Genomic DNA, 23,759 nt, shown 5'->3' with positions numbered 1-23,759 from the left:
GGCTTTCCTTGTCGAACCGTCCGAACGCTTAGCGCTTCGTGGCAAGACCGTCGAACGTCATGATGTCCCGGTCCTTGGTTTCCGGCACGAACAGGAGGCCGACCACGAAGGTCACCAGGGCGATCACGATCGGGTACCAGAGGCCGTAGTAGATGTCGCCCGTGGCCGCCACCATCGCGAAGGCTGTCGGAGGCAGCAGGCCGCCGAACCAGCCGTTGGCGATGTGGTAGGGCAGGGACATCGCCGTGTAGCGGATGCGGGTGGGGAAGAACTCCACCAGGGCCGCGGCGATCGGGCCGTACACCATCGTGACGTAGATCACGAAGATGGTCAGGATGCCGATGGCCTTGAGCGCCTGTGCGTTGCCGAGGGCGTTGAAGAAGCCGCTGACCTTGAGGATGCTCGGGTCGCCGGCCTTCGGGTAGCCTGCCGCCGCCGCCGCCTCGCTGAAGGCGGTGATGTTGGCCGGCACGGCCGGGGCGATGGGCGCCTCGGTGCCGTTGAACGTCACCTTGACGGGCGAGCCGGCCGCGGCCGGAACGAGCTCGTACTTGATGGCCGCGCGGGCCAGAGCCACGCGAGCCACATCGCACGGGGCCGTGAAGGTCCGGATGCCCACCGGATCGAACACCGAGCCGCAGGTGGCGGGATCGGCCACGACCTGGACTTTGGCGGTCTCGAGCGCCTGGGCCAGCCGCGGGCTCACGACGTTCGTGAGAGCGCCGAAGAGCGGGAAGTAGGTGATCGCCGCGATCAGGCAGCCGCCGAGAATCACCGGCTTGCGGCCGATCCTGTCGGACAGGGCGCCGAAGATCACGAAGCCGGCCGTCCCGAGGATCAGCGACCAGGCGATCAGCACGTTCGAGGTGAGCAGGTCGACCTTCAGGATGCTCTGGATGAAGAACAGGGCGTAGAACTGACCCGTGTACCACACCACGGCCTGGCCGATGGCGAGGCCGACCAGGGCGATGATCACCATCTTCAGGTTGCTCCACTGGCCGAAGGCTTCCTTCAGCGGGGCTTTCGACTGGGTGCCTTCTTCCTTCATCTTCTTGAAGGCCGGCGATTCGTTCATCTGGAGACGGATCCAGACCGAGATGCCGAGCAGCACGACCGAGAGCAGGAACGGGATGCGCCAGCCGGCGATCGGCCAGCCCTCGCCGGTCTGGAAGCCCTGCTCGCCCATCCAGGTGCGCAGCACGAGGATGACCACGAGGGACAGGAGCAGGCCGACCGTGGCGGTGATCTGGATGAAGCTGGTGTAGAAGCCGCGGCGGCCCACCGGAGCGTGCTCGGCCACATAGACGGCGGCGCCGCCGTATTCGCCGCCGAGCGCCAGCCCCTGGAGCATGCGCAGCGCGATCAGGACCACCGGGGCGACCCAGCCGATCTGGTTGTAGCTGGGAAGCAGGCCCACGAAGAAGGTCGAGCAGCCCATGATCAGGATGGTGACCAGGAAGGTGTATTTCCGGCCGACGAGGTCGCCGATGCGGCCGAACACGATGGCCCCGAACGGACGCACCAGGAAGCCGGCCGCGAAGGCCAGGAGGGCGAAGACGTTACGGGTCGTCACGTCGAAGGCGGAGAAGAACTGCGCGCCGATGATCGTGGCGAGCGAGCCGTAGAGATAGAAGTCGTACCATTCGAAGACGGTACCGAGGGAGGAGGCCAGAATGACCTTCTTTTCCTCCCGCGTCATCGGCCGCGTCGCGGCGGCCGAATGAGGCGTGGTAGCTGCTGTTGCCATAGGGTTCCCTTCCGTTCGTATGCCCGGTGATCCGGGTTCTTGGCCGCAAGCCTGCCGGGCAGGCTCTGGGCCGAGGCCTCGTGACTGCGACGGGCAGTCAAGAATTCCATCGAACGGGAGGCTAACTCCGGCCTTTCTTTCCACAATTCACAATTGGTATTTGCGACTTCCGTCTAAGAAGTCCCCCGGTCGATCAAATCAATGAGCGGCCGCAGATATTTAAGCGAAGGCTCGGCTTTACTTCCGAGCGCCCCTGGAGGCCCCTTTGACCACAGCATAAAGGCAGATGGCGGCGGCGTTGGAGACGTTCAGGCTCTTGATCGCGCCCGGCATGTCGAGCCGGCCCATGACGTCGCAGCATTCCCGCGTCCTCTGACGCAAGCCCTTGCCCTCCGAACCCAGCACGAGCACCACCGGCAGGCTGATCTCGACCTCGTCCAGATTCGCGTCGCCGGAGGAGTCGAGGCCGATTCGCTGGAAGCCGCGCTCGCCCAGGGCGGTCAGCGTGTCTCCGAGATTGCGCACGATCATGAAGGGCACGTGCTCGAGACCGCCGGAGGCCGACTTCGCCAGCACGCCCGTGGCGGCCGGGCTGTGCCGGGCCGTGGTGATGATGGCCTCCACGTCGAAGGCGGCGGCCGTGCGGACGATCGCCCCGACATTGTGCGGATCGGTGATCTGGTCGAGGGCCAGGACGACCCGCTTGCCGCTCAGGGTATCGACCGAAGGCGAGGGCAGGGGATCGGCCTCGGCATAGAGGCCCTGATGGACCGCGTCCGGCTCGAGGAGGCGGTTGATCTCGTCCGGCCGGACGATCTCAGGTTCGATCGCCAGCGGCGCCCCCAGCTCCTCGCTCAGCCGCCTGGCGGAGTTCTCGGTGGCCAGGAGGCGTCGAATCGTCCGCTTTCCGTTGCGCAGGGCCTCCACGACCGGATGGAACCCATAGAGGATCGTGGTGTCGATCTCGAAATTCGGTCGTCTCGCCTGGGGATCGCGGCGGCCAGGTTTCCCATGCGGGCGCTGGAATCTCGGCTTGCGGGGCGGGAAAGGGCGGTCGCTCATGCTCTTGGGATCTCGTGTGGTGATGCAGCCGCCATAGCACAGAGCGGGCCGGTTCACGACCCGTCCGATTTCGACGCGCTTTGAGGTTGACACCGGCCATGCAGGTCACCATAAGAGCGCCACGGAGCGTCGGCCACGGCAAGCGCTCTGCAGAACAGCCTCGGCGTTTTGCGTTCGGGTTGGGTCTTAAGGGGGAATGTCCCGAGCGGCAAAGGGGGCGGACTGTAAATCCGCTGGCTATGCCTTCGTAGGTTCGAGTCCTACTTCCCCCACCACCCAATCAGAAGGGCATGCGGGTGTAGCTCAATGGTAGAGCAGCAGCCTTCCAAGCTGAATACGAGGGTTCGATTCCCTTCACCCGCTCCACCTTCCGCGACGCGTCCAGCCCAGCTTGTATTTTTGGCCTCCAGCGCCTTTATACAGGCCGAACCCGCCCGGTGAGGACATGCGTGACGGTTCGCCCCATGGGAGGCCCATGGAGCGGGTTATCAGGCACAAGGTTTTGCAATATCGAAATTGGCTCTTGCACAAAGAGCCTAACCGCAATATCGGACGCCCCTGGGTTTTTTGTTCCTGGCCTATGCAAGGTAGAGATCAATGGCGAAGGAAAAGTTTCAGCGCAATAAGCCGCACTGCAACATTGGGACGATTGGTCACGTGGACCATGGCAAGACGTCCCTGACGGCGGCGATCACGAAGGTTCTGGCGGAGTCGGGCGGGGCGACGTTTACGGCGTACGACCAGATCGACAAGGCTCCGGAAGAGAAGGCGCGCGGCATCACGATCTCGACCGCGCACGTGGAGTACGAGACGACGAACCGGCACTACGCGCACGTGGACTGCCCCGGTCACGCCGACTACGTGAAGAACATGATCACGGGCGCGGCGCAGATGGACGGGGCGATCCTGGTGGTGTCGTCGGCGGACGGCCCGATGCCTCAGACGCGCGAGCACATCCTTCTGGCGCGCCAGGTGGGCGTTCCGGCGCTTGTCGTGTTCATGAACAAGGTCGACATGGTGGACGACGCCGAGCTTCTCGACCTGGTCGAGCTCGAGGTGCGCGAACTTCTGTCGAAGTACGACTTCCCGGGCGACGACATCCCGATCGTGAAGGGCTCGGCCCTGTGCGCTCTGGAGGACCGTTCGCCGGAGATCGGGCGTGACCGCGTTCTCGAGCTGATGGCCGAGGTGGACCGCTACATCCCGCAGCCGGAGCGTCCGGTGGATCTGCCGTTCCTGATGCCGATTGAGGACGTGTTCTCGATCTCGGGCCGCGGCACGGTGGTGACGGGTCGCGTCGAGCGCGGCATTGTGAAGGTCGGCGAGGAAGTGGAGATCGTGGGTCTGCGCGACACGCAGAAGACCACGGTGACGGGCGTGGAGATGTTCCGCAAGCTGCTCGATCAGGGCCAGGCGGGCGACAACGTGGGCGTTCTGCTGCGCGGCACGAAGCGCGAGGACGTGGAGCGCGGCCAGGTGCTGTGCAAGCCGGGCTCGATCAAGCCGCACACGAAGTTCAAGGCCGAGGCCTACATCCTGACGAAGGAAGAGGGCGGACGTCACACGCCGTTCTTCGGCAACTACCGTCCGCAGTTCTACTTCCGCACGACGGACGTGACGGGCGTGGTGAAGCTGCCTGAGGGCACCGAGATGGTGATGCCGGGCGACAACATCACCATGGAAGTGGAGCTGATCGCCCCGATCGCCATGGAAGAGAAGCTGCGCTTCGCCATCCGCGAAGGCGGCCGTACCGTCGGCGCCGGCGTCGTCGCCGCCGTGATGGACTAACACCGATCCAGGTGGCGGGCTTCCGCCGCCTGTTGACCGCCGGAGGAGTGTAGCTCAATCGGCTAGAGCACCGGTCTCCAAAACCGGGGGTTGGGGGTTCGAGTCCCTCCACTCCTGCCAGCGGTCGACAAAGCGGGCGTTTTGCGCTAGAGAGGCGCCCCGTAGATGGTTTGAACAGGTGGCGCGAGGCTCGAAAAGCAGCCTCGCGCCCCTTCAATTTGGGCTCAAGCATGCCCATGGAGGACGTTCGCAGCCGCTCTCAAGGTGATGTGGACGTTAAGGAAATGGCGAAGACGAACCCGTTCGATTTCATACAGCAGGTCCGCTCGGAAGCCGCGAAGGTGACCTGGCCGACGCGCAAGGAGACCATGATCACGACCGCTATGGTGTTCGTGATGGTGGTGGTGGCCAGCCTGTTCTTCCTGGTCGTCGATCAGGCGATCGGCTGGGGTGTTCGCTCGGTGATCCTCGGGCTTGGCGGTTAAGAGGCGGATGCAATGACGAAGCGTTGGTACATCGTCCACGCCTATTCGAACTTCGAGAACAAGGTCGCCCAGTCGATCAAGGACCAGGCCGCGCAGCGCGGCCTCGAGGACAAGTTCGACGAGGTCATGGTCCCGACCGAGAAGGTCGTCGAGGTGCGCCGCGGCCGCAAGGTCGACACCGAGCGCAAGTTCTTCCCGGGCTACGTTCTGGTCAAGTGCGACCTCACCGACGAGGTCTATCACCTCATCAAGAATACCCCCAAGGTGACGGGCTTCCTGGGCGCCGACAAGTCCAAGCCGGTCCCGATCCCGGACCGGGAGGCCGAGCGGATCAAGGGCCAGGTGGCCGAGGGCGTCGACCACCCCAAGCCGTCCGTCAGCTTCGAGGTCGGCGAGCAGGTTCGCGTCTCCGACGGTCCGTTCGCCTCCTTCAACGGCGTGGTCGAGGAAGTCGACCATTCCCGGGCCCGCCTCAAGGTGGCGGTCTCCATTTTCGGCCGCGCCACGCCGGTCGAACTCGAATACGGCCAGGTCGAAAAGATCTGACCGGAGGGAAGTGGCACCTCGACGGTGCCGCTTTCCAGGCTTCCTGAGAGGAGCCTTCATCCGCGGGAGGTCTGCCCGGTCGCCAGCCGGGGGCAACAGGCTGCACCGCGATCTGCAACTGCCATTCCGCTCGGTTGGCGCCGGGCGGTTGGTCCATTGGGAGCAGTCCTATGGCAAAGAAAATCTCGGGCTACGTTAAGCTTCAAGTGCCCGCAGGCGCAGCCAACCCGTCGCCGCCGATCGGTCCTGCGCTCGGTCAGCGCGGCCTGAACATCATGGAATTCTGCAAGGCCTTCAACGCGAAGACCTCGCAGATGGAGAAGGGCACCCCGATCCCGGTGATCATCACCGCGTATCAGGATCGTTCCTTCACCTTCGAGATGAAGCAGCCCCCGGTCTCGTACTTCCTCAAGAAGGCCGCGAAGATCGACAAGGGTTCGCAGACCCCCGGCAAGGGCGGCAATGTCGGCCGCGTGACCCGCGACCAGATCCGCGAGATCGCCGAGAAGAAGATGGTCGATCTCAACTGCGACACCGTTGAATCCGCCATGGCCATGATCGAGGGCTCCGCGCGCTCGATGGGCATGGAAGTGGCGTAAGGAGGGCATGATGGCTGCAAACGAAGGAAAGCGCATCCGCGCCGCCCGCGAGGGCATCGAGGTCACTAAGCTCTACCCGATCCAGGACGCGGTGAAGCTGATCAAGGAACGCGCCAAGGCGAAGTTCGACGAGACCATCGAGATCTCGATGAATCTCGGCGTCGATCCCCGCCACGCCGACCAGATGGTCCGCGGCGTCTGCAACCTGCCGAACGGCTCCGGCCGGACGGTCCGGGTTGCCGTCTTCGCCCGTGGCGCCAAGGCCGATGAGGCCAAGGCGGCCGGTGCCGACGTGGTGGGCGCCGAGGACCTGTTCGAGGTCGTCAACGGCGGCACGATCGACTTCGACCGCTGCATCGCCACTCCCGACATGATGCCGCTGGTCGGCCGTCTCGGTAAGGTTCTGGGCCCGCGCGGCCTGATGCCGAACCCGAAGGTCGGAACGGTCACCATGGACGTGAAGGGCGCCGTCGAGGCCGCCAAGGGCGGCGCCGTCGAGTTCCGCGTCGAGAAGGCCGGCATCGTCCATGCCGGCATCGGCAAGGCCTCGTTCGACGAGGGCAAGCTGGTGGAGAACATCAAGGCGTTCGCCGATGCGGTCTCCCGCGCGAAGCCCACGGGCGCCAAGGGCACCTACATCCAGCGCGTCGCGATCTCCTCGACGATGGGCCCGGGCGTGAAGGTCGATCCCTCGTCGGTGATCGGCGGCTGATCAAGCCCATCCCCATGAAAACCGAGAAAGCCCGGCCCCTGCGCCGGGCTTTTTCATTTCCGAGTCCCCTTTGCGGCCGTCCTGGTGCAAAAAAGTCTCCGCGGGTTGTCGATCCGGCCGATGCCCGTTCGTCGTAAGGGACAGGAGAGCCCGTGAGGCCTCCCTGGTTCACAAGGAGATGAGACGATGCGCGTGATGGTGTTGGTCAAGGCCACCGAGGACAGCGAAGCGGGCGTCATGCCCACGACCGAGCTTTTCGAGGCCATGGGCCGATTCAACGAGGAGCTGGTCAAGGCCGGCGTTCTCCTGGCCGGGGACGGACTCAAGCCGTCCTCGCAGGGCAAGCGGGTCGCTTTCGACGGCCCGAGCCGCACCGTGATCGACGGGCCTTTCGCCGAAACGCGCGAACTCGTGGCCGGCTTCTGGGTCTGGGAGGTCAAGGACATGGCCGAGGCGGTCGAGTGGGTGAAGCGCTGCCCCAACCCGATGTTCGGCCCGAGCGAGATCGAAATCCGGCCCTTCTACGAGATGGCGGATTTCGGCGATGTCGTGACCCCGGACATCGCCGAGCGGGAAAAGCAGCTCCGTGCAAAGACTCCCGGGCTTTGAGCCCGTGGATGATCCGCCCGGACGTCCGGCGACCTCCTGCGTGAGACCATGACGGCCGCCGAGACCCACCGGGCGATCGAGGCGATCTTCCGGATCGAGCGGGCCAGGATCATCGCGGTCCTCGCCCGGATGACGCGCGACGTGGATCTGGCCGAGGAGCTGGCGCAGGACGCCTTCGTGACGGCCCTGGCCGAATGGCCGCGAGCCGGCATTCCGGCCAATCCCGGCGCCTGGATGACGGCCACGGCCAAGCGCCGGGCCATCGACCGGCTGCGGCGCGGCCGGATGCTCGCACGAAAGCACGCGGAGCTCGGCCGTGACCTGTCGGAATGGGACGAGACCGGCATCGAGGCGCTCGAGACCGCCCTGGACGACGATGTCGGGGACGAGCTGCTGGGCCTCGTCTTCACGGCCTGCCATCCGGTCCTGTCGCCCGACGCCCGCTCGGCTCTGACCCTGCGCCTGATCGGCGGGCTGACCACACAGGAAATCGCCCGCGCCTACCTGGCGAGCGAGGCCGCCATCGCCCAGCGCATCGTCCGGGCGAAGAGAACCCTCGGCGAAGCGGGCCTGACCTTCGAGGTGCCGCGGGGCAGGGAGCGGCAGGAGCGCCTCGCCTCGGTCCTGGAGGTCGTCTACCTGATCTTCAACGAGGGCTATGCGGCGACGTCCGGGACAGATCTGACCCGCCCGACCCTCTGCGCCGAGGCCCAGCGCCTGGGCCGCATCCTGGCCGGCCTGGCACCCGACGAGCCCGAGGTCTTCGGCCTCCTGGCCCTCATGGAGATCCAGGCCTCGCGCCTGCCGGCCCGCCTTTCTCCGGACCGCCTGCCGGTCCCGCTGACCCGGCAGAACCGGGCCCGCTGGGACCGGCTCCTGATCCGGCGAGGCCTGGCCGCTCTGGAGCGCGCCGAAGCCCTGGGCGGCGCCGGAGGCCCCTATGCCCTTCAGGCCGCGCTCGCCGCCTGCCATGCCCGGGCGAACCGCCCGGAGGACACGGACTGGCGCAGGATTGCCGCCCTGTACGATGAGCTGCGCGCCGTGACGCCTTCGCCCGTGGTCGACCTCAACCGGGCGATCGCCCACAGCATGGCGTTCGGCCCGGAGGCAGGCCTGACGCTGCTGGACCTGATCGATCCCGCCGCCTTGCCCCGCTACGCCCCGCTGCCGGCCGCCCGGGGCGATGTCCTGCTCCGGGCCGGCCGGGCGGCCGAAGCCAGGGTTCAGTTCGAGTTTGCGGCGTCCTTGAGCGGCAACGAGCGCGAGAAGGCCTTCCTTCTCGAACGGGCAGCCCTGTGCCGGACGAGAGCGGCCGGCCCGACCGACGACGGGTGAGCCCTTCCTGATCCCGGGCGCCACCGTTCCCCTCTTGAAAGGGCCTTCCGGAGCCACCATATCGTTGCATTCTGAAGCCTTCGCCGTGGCCTCCCGGCTGCCCGCACGGGCGCGGACGGCCTGCGGAAACGACGTAACGTCAATTAGTTCCCCGACTCGGGAAAATTCCTCTTGGCAAATGCTTCAGAAAGGCTTAATAGAACGCGTTGAGTTTCCAACATAGGCCGAGGCTCCGCTTTTGCGCGGGCTTCTGGCTACGAATCCGTCCCGGAGACGGGGCGGTGACAAGCCGGCGAGCCAAAGGGCGACCTTTGGCGCGTTCCGGCTATGTCCTGTCCGAGACTGCAGGTGCCGGCGAGCCGGTTTAATTCGAAAGGGCCTGCATAGACGGGGAAGCCGAGTTTGACACCTGTTCAACGCAGGTGAAGAGAGTCGGTTCGAACCATCTCACCCGGTGCGCCGCCAGGCGTCATTTGGGGGACAGGGCTTGCGAGAGCGTCGTTCAGGGATGCCCTCGGATGCAAGTCCGGGCCTTGAACGGCAAATGCAACCGGCGGACATATCCGCCAACCGGAGAGAGCCCAGTGGAAAGAGCAGCAAAGCGCGAGCTCGTCTCGACTCTCAACGACGTGTTTAGCACCACGAGCGTTGTCGTCGTCGCCCACTATGCTGGTCTCACGGTCGCCGACATGCAGAAGCTGCGCGCGCAGATGAAGCAGGCCGGCGCCACCGTGAAGGTCGCAAAAAACAGCCTCGCCAAAATCGCTCTCGAAGGCAAGGACGTCGCGTCCATTTCGGGCCTCATGAAAGGTCCGACCCTGATCGCTTACTCGAGCGATCCGGTCGCGGCGCCCAAGGTCGCTGTTGATTTCGCCAAGGCTAACGAGAAACTCGTGATCCTCGGCGGCGCAATGGGAACGACCGCCCTGAACGTGGACGGAGTGAAGGCGCTTGCCACCCTTCCGTCCCTCGACGAACTGCGCGGCAAGCTGGTCGGCCTTATCCAGGCTCCGGCTACGAAGATCGCTCAGCTCAGCACTGCGCCGGCGGCGAAGCTCGCCCGCGTGTTCGGGGCCTATGCCAAGACAGGCGAAGCGGCGTGAGGCCGTAACCTCAACCATCAAACCGTTCGAACTGAACTTTAAGGAACTAAGAAATGGCTGATCTTGCCAAGCTCGTTGACGATCTGTCGTCGCTGACCGTTCTCGAGGCCGCCGAGCTCTCGAAGATGCTCGAAGAGAAGTGGGGCGTTTCCGCCGCTGCGGCTGTTGCCGTCGCGGCTGCTCCGGGCGCCGGTGGCGCTGGCGCCGCTCCGGCCGAAGAGCAGACCGAGTTCACGGTCGTCCTGGCTGCTGCCGGCGACAAGAAGATCGAGGTCATCAAGGAAGTCCGTGGCATCACGGGCCTGGGCCTGAAGGAAGCCAAGGACCTCGTCGAAGGTGCGCCGAAGCCCGTCAAGGAAGGCGTTTCCAAGGACGAAGCCGAGAAGATCAAGGCGACCCTCGAGAAGGTCGGCGCCAAGGTCGAGCTTAAGTAATTTTGCGGCCCGTCAGGGCTGCAGGGTTGCCCCCGAGATATCGGGGCTCAAAAATACGCGGTCCCAGGCAATTTCGCTTGGGGCCGTTGTGTCGTCAAAGAGGCCGGGCTTCCTTGACGGCGTTTTGGAAGGGCTCCCCGCGAGCCCGGATTGGTTCGAAAAACCGGCGCTTTTCGCCGGGCGGCTAATCGAGAAGCCTGACCCTCCGGGGTTCTCGATTAGCCGTGTAGAGGAACGAGGTCCAGATGGCCAACACACTGATCGGCCGGAAGCGCATTCGCAAGTTCTTCGGGAAAATCAAGGAAGTGGCGGAGATGCCGAACCTGATCGAGGTTCAGAAGGCATCCTACGACCAGTTCCTGATGGTCGAAGAGCCAAAGGGTGGCCGGCCGGAAGAGGGCTTGCAAGCCGTCTTCAAATCGGTTTTCCCGATTTCGGACTTTTCGAATACCGCCCTGCTCGAATTCGTGAAGTACACGTTCGAGCCGCCGAAATACGACGTGGACGAGTGCCGTCAGCGGGGCATGACCTTCGCTGCGCCGCTCAAGGTCACGCTGCGCCTCATCGTGTTCGATGTGGACCCGGACACCGGCGCCCGCTCCGTGAAGGACATCAAGGAGCAGGACGTCTACATGGGCGACATGCCGCTCATGACGGATAACGGCACCTTCATCGTGAACGGCACCGAGCGCGTCATCGTGTCTCAGATGCACCGCTCCCCGGGCGTGTTCTTCGACCACGACAAGGGCAAGACGCACTCCTCGGGCAAGCTGCTGTTCGCCGCCCGCATCATCCCGTACCGCGGGTCCTGGCTCGACATCGAGTTCGACGCCAAGGACATCGTCTATGCGCGTATCGACCGCAAGCGCAAGATCCCGGCCACGTCGCTGCTCTACGCCCTGGGCCTCGACGGGGAGGAGATCCTCAACACCTTCTACAACCACGTCATCTACACCCGGGACGGCGACGCCTGGTCGGTGCCGTTCGACGCCGAGCGCATGAAGGGCTTCAAGGCTTCCGTCGACCTGGTCGACGCCAAGTCCGGCGAGGTCGTGCTCGAGGCCGGCAAGAAGCTGACGGCGCGCGCCGCCCGCCAGCTCGCCGAGAAGGGCCTCAAGAACCTGCGTGCCTCGGACGAGGACCTCTACGGCCAGTACATCGGCGAAGATCTCGTGAACCCCTCCACCGGCGAGATCTACGCCGAGGCGGGCGACGAGATCACCGAGAAGCTGCTGAAGGGCCTGGAGGATGCCGGGTTCACCGAGATCCCGGTGCTCGACATCGACCACGTCACGGTCGGCCCGTACATCCGCAACACCCTCGCCATCGACAAGGCTTCCTCCCGCGAGGACGCCCTGTTCGACATCTACCGCGTCATGCGTCCGGGCGAGCCGCCGATCCTCGAGACGGCGGAGGCCATGTTCAACTCGCTGTTCTTCGATCCCGAGCGCTACGACCTCTCGGCGGTCGGCCGCGTGAAGATGAACATGCGCCTCGACCTCGACGCCGAGGACACCGTGCGCACCCTGCGCCGCGAGGACATCCTGGCGGTCACGAAGGCGCTCGTGGACCTGCGCGACGGCAAGGGCGAGATCGACGACATCGACCACCTCGGCAACCGCCGCGTGCGTTCGGTCGGCGAGCTCATGGAGAACCAGTACCGTCTGGGTCTTCTCCGCATGGAGCGCGCGATCAAGGAGCGCATGTCGTCCGTCGACATCGACACGGTCATGCCGCAGGACCTGATCAACGCGAAGCCGGCGGCCGCCGCCGTGCGCGAGTTCTTCGGCTCCTCGCAGCTCTCGCAGTTCATGGACCAGACGAACCCGCTCTCGGAAGTCACGCACAAGCGTCGCCTTTCGGCCCTGGGCCCGGGTGGTCTGACCCGCGAGCGCGCCGGCTTCGAGGTGCGCGACGTGCACCCGACGCACTATGGCCGCATCTGCCCGATCGAGACGCCGGAAGGCCCGAATATCGGTCTGATCAACTCGCTCGCGACCTTCGCCCGCGTCAACAAGTACGGCTTCATCGAGACGCCGTTCCGCCGCGTGCGCGACAGCCGCGTGACGGACGAGGTGATCTACCTCTCCGCCATGGAGGAGGCGAAGTACAACATCGCCCAGGCCAACTCGCCGCTCGACGAACAGGGTACCCTGACGGAAGAGCTCGTGATCTGCCGCCGCGCCGGTGAGAACATTGTGGCGGCTCCCGATCGCGTCGACCTGATGGAAGTCTCGCCCAAGCAGCTCGTGTCGGTCGCCGCCGCGCTCATCCCGTTCCTCGAGAACGACGACGCGAACCGCGCCCTCATGGGCTCGAACATGCAGCGCCAGGCCGTGCCTCTGGTCCAGGCCGACGCTCCGTTCGTCGGCACCGGCATGGAGGCCGTCGTGGCCCGGGACTCGGGCGCCGCCATCGCGGCCCGCCGTACCGGCGTGGTCGACCAGGTGGACGCGACCCGTATCGTCATCCGTGCGACGGAGAACACCGATCCGACCCGTCCGGGCGTCGACATCTACCGCCTGCAGAAGTTCCAGCGCTCCAACCAGTCGACCTGCATCACGCAGAAGCCGCTGGTGCGCGCCGGCGACCTCGTCCGCAAGGGCGACATCATCGCCGACGGTCCCTCGACCGAATACGGCGAGCTGGCGCTCGGCCGGAACGTGCTCGTCGCGTTCATGCCCTGGAACGGCTACAACTTCGAAGACTCGATCCTGCTGTCCGAGCGGATCGTGAAGGAAGACGTCTTCACCTCGATCCACATCGAGGAGTTCGAAGTGATGGCCCGCGACACGAAGCTGGGTCCCGAGGAAATCACGCGCGACATTCCGAACGTTTCGGAAGAGGCGCTGAAGAACCTCGACGAAGCCGGCATCGTGTATATCGGCGCCGAGGTCCATGCGGGCGACATCCTGGTCGGCAAGATCACCCCGAAGGGCGAGAGCCCGATGACGCCGGAAGAGAAGCTTCTGCGCGCCATCTTCGGCGAGAAGGCCTCCGACGTCCGTGACACCTCGCTGCGCGTGCCCCCGGGCGTGACCGGCACCATCGTGGAAGTCCGCGTCTTCAACCGCCACGGCGTCGACAAGGACGAGCGCGCCCAGGCCATCGAGCGCGAGGAGATCGAGCGTCTCGCCAAGGACCGCGACGACGAGCAGGCGATCCTCGACCGCAACACCTATGCGCGCCTGGCCGAGATCCTCTCGGGCCGGAGCGCCGTTGCGGGCCCGAAGGGCTTCAAGAAGGACACGCAGATCAGCCGCGAGCTCCTCAACGAGTACCCGCGGTCGCAGTGGTGGCAGTTCGCGGTCGAAGACGATGCTCTGATGACCGAGATCGAGGCCATGCAGAAGCAGTACGACGAGTCGAAGAAGCGCCTCGAGCAGCGCTTCCTCGACAAGGTCGAGAAGCTGCAGCGCGGCGACGAGCTGCCTCCGGGCGTCATGAAGATGGTCAAGGTCTTCGTGGCGGTGAAGCGCAAGATCCAGCCCGGCGACAAGATGGCCGGCCGCCATGGCAACAAGGGTGTCGTGTCGCGGATCGTGCCGATCGAGGACATGCCGTTCCTGGAGGACGGCACCCACGCGGATATCGTGCTCAACCCGCTCGGCGTGCCGAGCCGCATGAACGTCGGCCAGATCCTCGAGACGCACCTGGGCTGGGCCGCCGCGGGTCTCGGCAAGCAGGTCGCGCAGGCCGTCGACGCCTACATGAAGTCGGGCAAGTCGCAGGGCCTGCGGGAGCAGCTCGTGTCGATCTACGGCCACATGCAGGAGATCGACGAGGCCTCGGACGAGGAGCTCGTCGAGCTCGGCAACAAGCTGCGCCGCGGTGTCCCGTTCGCCACGCCCGTCTTCGACGGCGCGAAGGAGGCGGATATCGAGGCTATGCTGGAGAAGGCCGGTCTCAATCCGTCCGGTCAGGTGACGCTCTATGACGGACGCACGGGCGAGCCGTTCGACCGCAAGGTGACCGTGGGCTACATCTACATGCTGAAGCTCCATCACCTCGTGGACGACAAGATCCACGCCCGCTCCATCGGCCCCTACAGCCTCGTCACCCAGCAGCCGCTGGGCGGCAAGGCCCAGTTCGGCGGCCAGCGCTTCGGCGAAATGGAAGTCTGGGCTCTGGAAGCTTACGGCGCCGCCTACACGCTGCAGGAAATGCTCACGGTCAAGTCGGACGACGTGGCCGGCCGCACGAAGGTCTACGAGGCCATCGTGCGCGGCGACGACACCTTCGAGTCGGGCATCCCGGAGAGCTTCAACGTTCTCGTGAAGGAAATGCGTTCGCTCGGCCTGAACGTGGAGCTGACCAACTCCAAGCGCGCCGCCAACGAGGCGGAGCAGCTGCCTCCGTCCGAGGCGGCGGAATAAGCGCGCCCCAGGCGCCTCAAGTTTGACGTTCGGCCGCGGCTTTCCTGCCGCGGCCCCATGCAATTGCCGGTGAGGGTGCTTATGTAAGCGCCCTTCAGCCCAGGAGACGGCGATGAATCAAGAGGTCATGAATCTCTTCAACCAGACGGCCCAGCCGCAGAGCTTCGATCAGATCAAGATCTCGATCGCGAGCCCTGAGAAGATTCTGTCCTGGTCCTACGGCGAGATCAAGAAGCCGGAGACCATCAACTACCGTACGTTCAAGCCCGAGCGCGACGGCTTGTTCTGCGCGCGCATCTTCGGTCCCATCAAGGACTACGAGTGCCTGTGCGGCAAGTACAAGCGCATGAAGTACAAGGGCGTCATCTGCGAGAAGTGCGGCGTCGAGGTGACGCTGGCCCGCGTCCGTCGCGACCGCATGGGCCACATCGAGCTCGCCGCGCCCGTCGCGCACATCTGGTTCCTGAAGTCTCTGCCGAGCCGCATCGGTCTGCTGCTCGACATGACCCTGAAGGATCTGGAGCGCATCCTCTATTTCGAGTCCTACATCGTCGTCGATGCGGGCCTGACCCCTCTCAAGGACCGTCAGCTCCTCACCGAGGAGGAGTACATCCGTGCTCAGGACGAGTACGGCGAGGACTCGTTCACGGCCATGATCGGCGCCGAGGCGATCCGCCGGATCCTGCAGGAGCTCGACCTCGAGAAGACCGCGCAGGAGATCCGCGAGGAAATCGCCGTCACCACGTCCGAGCTGAAGCCCAAGAAGCTCATGAAGCGCCTCAAGATCATCGAGGCGTTCGTCCAGTCGGGCAACAAGCCGGAATGGATGATCATGACGGTCGTGCCGGTGATCCCGCCGGACCTGCGTCCGCTGGTGCCGCTCGATGGCGGCCGCTTCGCGACCTCGGACCTGAACGACCTCTACCGCCGCGTCATCAACCGCAACAACCGCCTGAAGCGCCTGATGGAGCTGCGTGCGCCGGACATCATCGTCCGCAACGAGAAGCGCATGCTCCAGGAGGCCGTCGACGCCCTGTTCGACAACGGCCGCCGCGGCCGCGTCATCACGGGCGCCAACAAGCGTCCGCTGAAGTCGCTCGCCGACATGCTGAAGGGCAAGCAGGGCCGCTTCCGCCAGAACCTCCTCGGCAAGCGCGTCGACTACTCGGGCCGTTCGGTCATCGTGGTCGGTCCGGAGCTCAAGCTGCACCAGTGCGGCCTGCCGAAGAAGATGGCGCTCGAGCTGTTCAAGCCGTTCATCTACGCCAAGCTCGACGCGCGCGGCCTGTCGGCCACCGTCAAGCAGGCGAAGAAGCTCGTCGAGAAGGAGAAGCCGGAAGTCTGGGACATCCTGGACGAGGTCATCCGCGAGCACCCGGTGCTCCTGAACCGCGCCCCGACGCTCCACCGCCTCGGCATCCAGGCTTTCGAGCCCACCCTCATCGAGGGCAAGGCGATCCAGCTGCACCCGCTCGTCTGCGCCGCGTTCAACGCGGACTTCGACGGTGACCAGATGGCCGTCCACGTGCCGCTCTCGCTCGAGGCCCAGCTCGAGGCCCGCGTGCTGATGATGTCGACGAACAACATCCTGCACCCGGCCAATGGTCAGCCGATCATCGTGCCGTCGCAGGACATCGTTCTCGGCCTCTACTATCTCTCCATCGTGTCGGACGGCCAGCCCGGTCAGGGCAAGGCCTTCGCCGACATGGGCGAGATCGAGCACGCCCTCAACGAGAAGGTCATCACGCTCCACACCAAGATCCGCTACCGCTGGGAAGGCCTCGGCGAGGATGGGAAGCCGGTCTCCAAGATCGTCGACACCACCCCCGGCCGCGTGATGCTCTCACGTCTCCTGCCCAAGCATCCGGCCCTGTCCTTCGACGTCGTGAACAAGCTCATGACCAAGAAGGAGATCTCCAACATGATCGATGCCGTCTACCGGCATTGCGGTCAGAAGGAGTCGGTGATCTTCTGCGATCGCATCATGGGCCTCGGGTTCTACAACGCGTTCCGCGCCGGCATCTCGTTCGGCAAGGACGACATGGTGATCCCGGAGAACAAGTGGCAGATCGTCGAGGAGACCCGTGCCCTCGCGAAGGACTACGAGCAGCAGTACCAGGACGGCCTCATCACCCAGGGCGAGAAGTACAACAAGGTTGTCGACGCCTGGGCGAAGTGCTCGGACCGTCTGGCTGCCGAGATGATGAACCGCATCTCGACGGTCCAGAAGGACGATCAGGGTCGCGACAAGCCGGTTAACTCGATCTACATGATGTCCCACTCGGGCGCCCGTGGTTCGCCGGCCCAGATGAAGCAGCTCGCGGCCATGCGCGGCCTCATGGCCAAGCCGTCGGGCGAGATCATCGAGACGCCGATCATCTCGAACTTCAAGGAAGGCCTCGACGTTCTCGAGTACTTCAACTCGACCCACGGCGCCCGCAAGGGCCTGGCCGACACCGCGCTCAAGACGGCGAACTCGGGCTACCTGACCCGCCGCCTCGTCGACGTGGCCCAGGACGCAGTCATCCGTGAGCCGGATTGCGGCACCGAGAAGGGCATCAAGATGCGGGCCATCATCGACGCCGGCCAGGTGGTCGCGTCGCTGGCCTCCCGCATCCTGGGCCGTTCGACGGCCGAGGACCTGGTGGCCCAGGACGGCTCGGTGATCGTTCCCAAGGGGACGATGATCGAGGAGCATCACCTCGAGGCGATCGGCGCTGCCGGCATCCAGGAGGTGAAGATCCGCTCCGTGCTGGTCTGCGAGTCGAAGAACGGCGTCTGCGCCACCTGCTACGGCCGCGACCTGGCCCGGGGCACCCCGGTCAACCACGGCGAGGCGGTGGGCGTCATCGCGGCGCAGTCCATCGGCGAGCCGGGCACGCAGCTCACCATGCGCACCTTCCACATCGGCGGTGCCGCCCAGATCGCCGACTCGTCCTTCATCGAGTCGAGCTTCGAGGGCAAGATCGGGTTCCGCAACAAGAACATTGCGCGCAACTCCGACGGCGACCTCGTGGTCATGGGCCGCAACGTGGCTGTCGTGATCATCGGCCAGGATGGCGCCGAGCGGGCGGTTCACCGCCTGCAATACGGCTCGCGCCTGAAGGTCGACGAGGGCGACACGATCAAGCGTGGCCAGCGCATCGCCGAGTGGGATCCGTATTCCCGTCCGATCCTCACGGAGATCGACGGAACGGTGGGCTACGAGGACCTGGTGGACGGCGCGTCCATGATCGAGTCCATGGACGAGTCGACGGGCATCGCCAAGCGCGTGGTCATCGACTGGCGCGGTTCTCCCCGCACGGCCGACCTGCGTCCGGCGGTGGTGATCCAGGGCGCCGGCGGGAAGGTGGCCAAGGTCGCCCGCGGCGGCGACGCGCGCTACCTGCTGCCCGTGGACGCGATCCTGGCGGTCGATCCCGGTTCGAAGGTCAAGGCCGGCGACATCCTGGCCCGCGTCTCGACCGAGAGCGCCAAGACCCGCGACATCACGGGCGGTCTGCCGCGCGTGGCGGAGCTGTTCGAAGCCCGTCGTCCGAAGGATGCGGCCATCATTGCGGAGAAGTCCGGCACGATCCAGTTCGGTCGCGACTACAAGAGCAAGCGTCGCCTGACGCTGAATCCGCACGATGGCTCCGAGCCGGTGGAGTACCTGATCCCGAAGGGCAAGCACATCCACCTGCAGGACGGCGACGTGGTCGAGGTCGGCGACTTCATCGTCGACGGCAACCCGGCGCCCCACGACATCCTGGCGATCAAGGGCGTCGAGGAGCTGGCGGCCTATCTGGTGAACGAGATCCAGGAGGTCTACCGCCTCCAGGGCGTGCTCATCAACGACAAGCACATCGAGGTGATCGTTCGCCAGATGCTGCAGAAGGTCGAGATCACCGAGGGCGGCGATTCCGAGCTGCTCACCGGCGAGCAGGTCGATCGCCTCGAGTTCGAGGAGATCAACGAGCGTCTCGTGGCCGAGAAGAAGAAGCCCGCCGAAGGCGTGCCGGTTCTGCTCGGCATCACCAAGGCCTCGCTGCAGACCCGCTCGTTCATCTCGGCCGCGTCCTTCCAGGAGACCACCCGCGTCCTCACGGAGGCGGCGGTCAACGGCAAGGTCGACACTCTCGAAGGCCTCAAGGAGAACGTCATCGTCGGCAGCCTGATCCCGGCCGGCACCGGCGCGCTCACCGCCCAGGTCAAGGCCGTCGCGACCCATCGCGACGAGCTGATCCTGCAGCAGAAGCGCTCCGAGTCCCAGGCCCAGGTCAGCGAGCTGCCGCCGGCGGCCGAGTAAGGCTCCAGACGTTCGGCAAGATTGGAAAGGCCGCCTCAGGGCGGCCTTTTCGATTCCGGGAGGCAGGCCCCCTGACAAGCTTGGCGGCCTGCCCGTCCTTGTCGGCGGAACGGCCGGGGCAGGGCAGCCCGGCTGCCGGGACAAGACCCTTGCGCCGACCGGTTCGACCCCCACATGAAGAACAAGCCCGGCGACGAGCCCTCCCGGTCGGTTCCTTTCCGATTGGTTAGCGGAAACCTGTTGACTTTCCGCGACTCGGGCGCTAGAGAGACCGGACTTTCCGGCTGGCCGTAGGTTTTCGCCAGTCGAAGCGCCTAGCTTCGACCGATGCCACCTAAACGCTGCCGAACTCAACCTTGACTGACACTTGTCAGATTTAGGGCACGACCGCGGTAAAAAAGATCGTGGTCCTCTGCAATCGCACCGCGCCAGGGGCTTATCCCAAGTCAATGGCGTGGCTTCGCTTTGTGCAACCCAAAAGGTCCGCAGAAGCGAGGCGCAGCGTTCAACCGTTGAAGACACTCAGAAGGCCACCGGGTCGGTGGCTGGTGAAAGAGGGCACAGGATGCCAACGATCTCTCAGCTGATCCGCAAGCCGCGGACGGCGCAAAAGAGCCGGAACAAGGTCCCCGCGCTTGAGGCCTGCCCGCAGAAGCGCGGCGTGTGCACGCGCGTTTACACGACGACCCCGAAGAAGCCGAACTCGGCTCTGCGTAAGGTCGCCAAGGTTCGTCTGACGAACGGGTTCGAAGTCATCGGGTACATCCCGGGCGAAGGTCACAACCTTCAGGAGCACTCCGTGGTCATGATCCGCGGCGGCCGCGTGAAGGACCTTCCGGGTGTCCGTTATCACATCCTCCGCGGTGTTCTCGACACCCAGGGCGTGAAGAATCGTAAGCAGCGCCGTTCGAAGTACGGCGCGAAGCGGCCGAAGTAAGCCGTCAACCGTTATTGAGGTCAGCTCATGTCCCGCCGCCACAGCGCCGAAAAGCGTGAGATCATCCCGGATCCGAAGTTCGGGGATATCGTCGTCACCAAGTTCATGAACTCCATCATGTACGACGGCAAGAAGTCCGCTGCCGAGAGCATCGTCTACGGTGCCTTCGACAGCATCGAGAGCCGCGCCAAGGCGAACCCGCTCGAGGTCTTCAAGCAGGCTCTCGACAACGTCGCCCCGGCGATCGAGGTGCGCTCCCGCCGCGTCGGCGGCGCCACCTACCAGGTCCCGGTCGAGGTTCGTGCCGAGCGCCGCCAGGCTCTCGCGATCCGCTGGATCATCCAGGCCGCCCGCGGCCGCAACGACAAGACCATGGTCGAGCGCCTGTCCGCCGAGCTGCTCGACGCATCCAACAACCGCGGCAATGCCGTGAAGAAGCGCGAAGACACCCACCGTATGGCGGAAGCCAACCGTGCGTTCTCGCATTACCGCTGGTAACGGCCTGAGGAGCTGAGCGATGCCCCGCACGCACGCGATTGAGGACTACCGCAATTTCGGCATCATGGCCCACATCGATGCCGGCAAGACCACCACGACCGAGCGCATCCTGTACTACACCGGTAAGTCCCACAAGATCGGTGAAGTGCACGAGGGTGCCGCCACCATGGACTGGATGGAGCAGGAGCAGGAGCGTGGCATCACGATCACGTCCGCTGCCACCACCTGCTTCTGGAACGGCAAGCGCCTGAACATCATCGACACCCCCGGCCACGTCGACTTCACCATTGAGGTCGAGCGTTCGCTGCGCGTGCTCGACGGCGCCGTCTGCGTTCTCGACGGCAACCAGGGCGTCGAGCCCCAGACCGAGACCGTCTGGCGCCAGGCCGACAAGTACGACGTTCCGCGTATCGTGTTCGTCAACAAGATGGACAAGACCGGCGCCGACTTCTTCAAGTGCGTGGCCGACATCATCGACCGCGTGGCCGGCAAGCCCGTCTGCCTTCAGCTGCCGATCGGCGCCGAGAGCAACTTCCAGGGCGTGATCGACCTCATCAAGATGAAGGCGATCGTCTGGAACGGCGAGGCTCTGGGCGCTTCCTTCAGCGAGGAAGAGATCCCGGCCGACCTGCAGGACCAGGCCGTCGAGTATCGCGGCAAGCTGATCGAAGCGGCCGTCGAGATGGACGACGAGGCCATGATGGCCTACCTGGACGGCCAGGAGCCGGACGAGGCGACCCTGCGTCGCCTGGTTCGTACCGCCGTGCAGCGTCGCGCGTTCCATCCGGTTCTCTGCGGATCGGCGTTCAAGAACAAGGGCGTTCAGCCGCTTCTCGACGCGGTCGTCGACTTCCTGCCGTCCCCGGTCGACCGTGGCGCGGTGGAAGGCATCGACTTCAAGACCGAGGAAGAGACCGTCCGCAAGCCGTCCGACGAGGACGCGTTCGCCATGCTCGCCTTCAAGATCATGGACGATCCCTTCGTGGGCACGATCACCTTCTGCCGCGTGTATTCGGGCAAGGTCGAGGCCGGTTCCTCGATCCTCAACTCGACCCGCGACAAGAAGGAGCGCGTCGGCCGCATGCTGCTCATGCATGCGAACAACCGCGAGGACATCAAGGAGGCTTATGCCGGCGACATCGTCGCCCTGGCCGGCCTCAAGGACGTCCGTACCGGCGACACGCTCTGCGACCCGAACAAGGCCGTGATCCTGGAGCGCATGGAGTTCCCGGAGCCGGTCATCGAGATCGCGATCGAGCCGAAGTCCAAGGCCGACCAGGAGAAGCTGGGCCTCGCCCTCTCGAAGCTGGCCGCCGAGGACCCGTCCTTCCGCGTCTCGACCGACCAGGAGTCGGGACAGACGATCCTGAAGGGCATGGGCGAGCTTCACCTCGACATCAAGGTCGACATTCTCCGTCGGACCTACAAGGTCGATGCGAATATCGGCGCTCCGCAGGTCGCCTACCGTGAGACGATCACGAAGAAGGCCGAGATCGACTACACCCACAAGAAGCAGACCGGCGGTACGGGCCAGTTCGCTCGCGTGAAGCTGGTCGTCCAGCCGAACGAGCAGGGTGCGGGCTTCTCCTTCGAGTCGAAGATCGTCGGCGGCGCGGTTCCGAAGGAATACATCCCGGGCGTCGAAAAGGGCCTCCAGTCGGTCGTGGGCGCTGGCGTGATCGCCGGCTTCCCGGTGGTCGACCTCAAGGTCGAACTCGTCGACGGCGCCTTCCACGAAGTCGACTCGTCGGCCCTGGCCTTCGAAATCGCTTCTCGCGCCGCTCTCCGCGAGGCCCTCCAGAAGGGCGGATCGGTTCTGCTCGAGCCGGTGATGAAGGTCGAGGTCGTGACTCCCGAGGACTACACGGGTTCGGTCATCGGCGACCTCAACTCCCGTCGTGGCCAGATCCAGGGCCAGGACATGCGCGGCAACGCCGTGGTCATCAACGCGATGGTCCCGCTCGCCAACATGTTCGGCTACGTGAACACCCTGCGCTCCATGAGCCAGGGCCGGGCCAACTACACGATGCAGTTCGACCACTACGAGCAGGTGCCGTCGAACGTGGCTGCCGAGGTTCAGGCGAAGTACGCCTGAACCCACTAAGCGAATATTTGAACGATCAAAGGAACGGGTGCCACGATGGCGAAGGAAAAGTTTCAGCGCAATAAGCCGCACTGCAACATTGGGACGATTGGTCACGTGGACCATGGCAAGACGTCCCTGACGGCGGCGATCACGAAGGTTCTGGCGGAGTCGGGCGGGGCGACGTTTACGGCGTACGACCAGATCGACAAGGCTCCGGAAGAGAAGGCGCGCGGCATCACGATCTCGACCGCGCACGTGGAGTACGAGACGACGAACCGGCACTACGCGCACGTGGACTGCCCCGGTCACGCCGACTACGTGAAGAACATGATCACGGGCGCGGCGCAGATGGACGGGGCGATCCTGGTGGTGTCGTCGGCGGACGGCCCGATGCCTCAGACGCGCGAGCACATCCTTCTGGCGCGCCAGGTGGGCGTTCCGGCGCTTGTCGTGTTCATGAACAAGGTCGACATGGTGGACGACGCCGAGCTTCTCGACCTGGTCGAGCTCGAGGTGCGCGAACTTCTGTCGAAGTACGACTTCCCGGGCGACGACATCCCGATCGTGAAGGGCTCGGCCCTGTGCGCTCTGGAGGACCGTTCGCCGGAGATCGGGCGTGACCGCGTTCTCGAGCTGATGGCCGAGGTGGACCGCTACATCCCGCAGCCGGAGCGTCCGGTGGATCTGCCGTTCCTGATGCCGATTGAGGACGTGTTCTCGATCTCGGGCCGCGGCACGGTGGTGACGGGTCGCGTCGAGCGCGGCATTGTGAAGGTCGGCGAGGAAGTGGAGATCGTGGGTCTGCGCGACACGCAGAAGACCACGGTGACGGGCGTGGAGATGTTCCGCAAGCTGCTCGATCAGGGCCAGGCGGGCGACAACGTGGGCGTTCTGCTGCGCGGCACGAAGCGCGAGGACGTGGAGCGCGGCCAGGTGCTGTGCAAGCCGGGCTCGATCAAGCCGCACACGAAGTTCAAGGCCGAGGCCTACATCCTGACGAAGGAAGAGGGCGGACGTCACACGCCGTTCTTCGGCAACTACCGTCCGCAGTTCTACTTCCGCACGACGGACGTGACGGGCGTGGTGAAGCTGCCTGAGGGCACCGAGATGGTGATGCCGGGCGACAACATCACCATGGAAGTGGAGCTGATCGC

The 23,759-nt window shown here is 65.0% G+C and carries 17 protein-coding genes and 3 tRNA genes; 18 read left to right on the top strand and 2 right to left on the bottom strand.

Annotation, left to right across the window (positions count from 1 at the left end; all coding sequences use genetic code 11):
• Positions 1-28 precede the first annotated feature (28 nt).
• On the bottom strand, positions 29-1,747 hold the full coding sequence (locus tag OCW50_RS02730; protein ID WP_262296360.1) for an MFS transporter: 1,719 nt from the start codon (positions 1,745-1,747) through the stop codon (positions 29-31).
• Between the two features lie 237 nt (positions 1,748-1,984).
• A complete protein-coding gene (locus tag OCW50_RS02725; RefSeq protein WP_262296359.1) occupies positions 1,985-2,809 on the bottom strand; it encodes a TrmH family RNA methyltransferase in 825 nt (274 codons plus the stop codon).
• A gap of 190 nt (positions 2,810-2,999) precedes the next feature.
• On the opposite strand from OCW50_RS02725, the gene OCW50_RS02720 reads away from it, so the two are divergent.
• The 18 genes from OCW50_RS02720 to tuf (OCW50_RS02635) form a co-directional block, all read left to right on the top strand.
• Positions 3,000-3,084 (top strand) — tRNA-Tyr (locus OCW50_RS02720).
• A 17-nt stretch (positions 3,085-3,101) separates the two neighbouring features.
• Positions 3,102-3,175, top strand: a tRNA-Gly gene (locus OCW50_RS02715).
• A gap of 231 nt (positions 3,176-3,406) precedes the next feature.
• Positions 3,407-4,597, top strand: coding sequence for an elongation factor Tu (tuf, locus tag OCW50_RS02710; RefSeq protein ID WP_259060525.1), 1,191 nt, complete (start codon positions 3,407-3,409; stop codon positions 4,595-4,597).
• A gap of 43 nt (positions 4,598-4,640) precedes the next feature.
• Positions 4,641-4,717 (top strand) — tRNA-Trp (locus tag OCW50_RS02705).
• A gap of 164 nt (positions 4,718-4,881) precedes the next feature.
• Complete coding sequence (gene secE / locus OCW50_RS02700; RefSeq protein WP_173945259.1) at positions 4,882-5,082, top strand: preprotein translocase subunit SecE; 201 nt, start codon at positions 4,882-4,884, stop codon at positions 5,080-5,082.
• Between the two features lie 12 nt (positions 5,083-5,094).
• A complete protein-coding gene (gene nusG, locus OCW50_RS02695) occupies positions 5,095-5,628 on the top strand; it encodes a transcription termination/antitermination protein NusG (protein ID WP_262273331.1) in 534 nt (177 codons plus the stop codon).
• Between the two features lie 170 nt (positions 5,629-5,798).
• Positions 5,799-6,227 carry a 50S ribosomal protein L11 gene (gene rplK / locus OCW50_RS02690; protein ID WP_262273332.1) on the top strand — a complete coding sequence of 143 codons (429 nt, stop codon included), beginning with the start codon at positions 5,799-5,801 and terminating at the stop codon, positions 6,225-6,227.
• 10 nt (positions 6,228-6,237) lie between these two features.
• On the top strand, positions 6,238-6,939 hold the full coding sequence (rplA, locus tag OCW50_RS02685; RefSeq protein ID WP_262273333.1) for a 50S ribosomal protein L1: 702 nt from the start codon (positions 6,238-6,240) through the stop codon (positions 6,937-6,939).
• Between the two features lie 186 nt (positions 6,940-7,125).
• Positions 7,126-7,548 carry a YciI family protein gene (locus OCW50_RS02680; protein ID WP_262273334.1) on the top strand — a complete coding sequence of 141 codons (423 nt, stop codon included), beginning with the start codon at positions 7,126-7,128 and terminating at the stop codon, positions 7,546-7,548.
• 48 nt (positions 7,549-7,596) lie between these two features.
• Complete coding sequence (locus tag OCW50_RS02675) at positions 7,597-8,883, top strand: RNA polymerase sigma factor (protein ID WP_262296358.1); 1,287 nt, start codon at positions 7,597-7,599, stop codon at positions 8,881-8,883.
• Between the two features lie 584 nt (positions 8,884-9,467).
• On the top strand, positions 9,468-9,986 hold the full coding sequence (gene rplJ / locus OCW50_RS02670) for a 50S ribosomal protein L10 (protein WP_262273336.1): 519 nt from the start codon (positions 9,468-9,470) through the stop codon (positions 9,984-9,986).
• Positions 9,987-10,039: 53 nt separating this feature from the next.
• A complete protein-coding gene (rplL, locus tag OCW50_RS02665; protein ID WP_262273337.1) occupies positions 10,040-10,420 on the top strand; it encodes a 50S ribosomal protein L7/L12 in 381 nt (126 codons plus the stop codon).
• A 245-nt stretch (positions 10,421-10,665) separates the two neighbouring features.
• Entirely contained in the window at positions 10,666-14,796 is a 4,131-nt protein-coding gene (rpoB, locus tag OCW50_RS02660; RefSeq protein ID WP_262296357.1) for a DNA-directed RNA polymerase subunit beta, read from the top strand.
• A 112-nt stretch (positions 14,797-14,908) separates the two neighbouring features.
• The gene (gene rpoC, locus OCW50_RS02655) at positions 14,909-19,084 is read left to right on the top strand and encodes a DNA-directed RNA polymerase subunit beta' (RefSeq protein WP_262273339.1); all 4,176 of its coding nucleotides are present in this window, start codon (positions 14,909-14,911) and stop codon (positions 19,082-19,084) included.
• 565 nt (positions 19,085-19,649) lie between these two features.
• Positions 19,650-20,021, top strand: coding sequence for a 30S ribosomal protein S12 (gene rpsL / locus OCW50_RS02650; protein ID WP_009764294.1), 372 nt, complete (start codon positions 19,650-19,652; stop codon positions 20,019-20,021).
• A gap of 27 nt (positions 20,022-20,048) precedes the next feature.
• Entirely contained in the window at positions 20,049-20,519 is a 471-nt protein-coding gene (rpsG, locus tag OCW50_RS02645) for a 30S ribosomal protein S7 (RefSeq protein ID WP_036358330.1), read from the top strand.
• A 19-nt stretch (positions 20,520-20,538) separates the two neighbouring features.
• The gene (gene fusA / locus OCW50_RS02640; protein WP_262273340.1) at positions 20,539-22,614 is read left to right on the top strand and encodes an elongation factor G; all 2,076 of its coding nucleotides are present in this window, start codon (positions 20,539-20,541) and stop codon (positions 22,612-22,614) included.
• A gap of 45 nt (positions 22,615-22,659) precedes the next feature.
• A partial coding sequence (gene tuf, locus OCW50_RS02635) for an elongation factor Tu (RefSeq protein ID WP_262296356.1) occupies positions 22,660-23,759 on the top strand: 1,100 nt, incomplete at its 3' end.

The organism is Microvirga sesbaniae (assembly GCF_025460805.1).
Lineage (GTDB): Bacteria > Pseudomonadota > Alphaproteobacteria > Rhizobiales > Beijerinckiaceae > Microvirga > Microvirga sesbaniae.
Note: the sequence above shows the minus strand (reverse complement) of the source record. Positions and strands in the feature narration are given on the sequence as shown.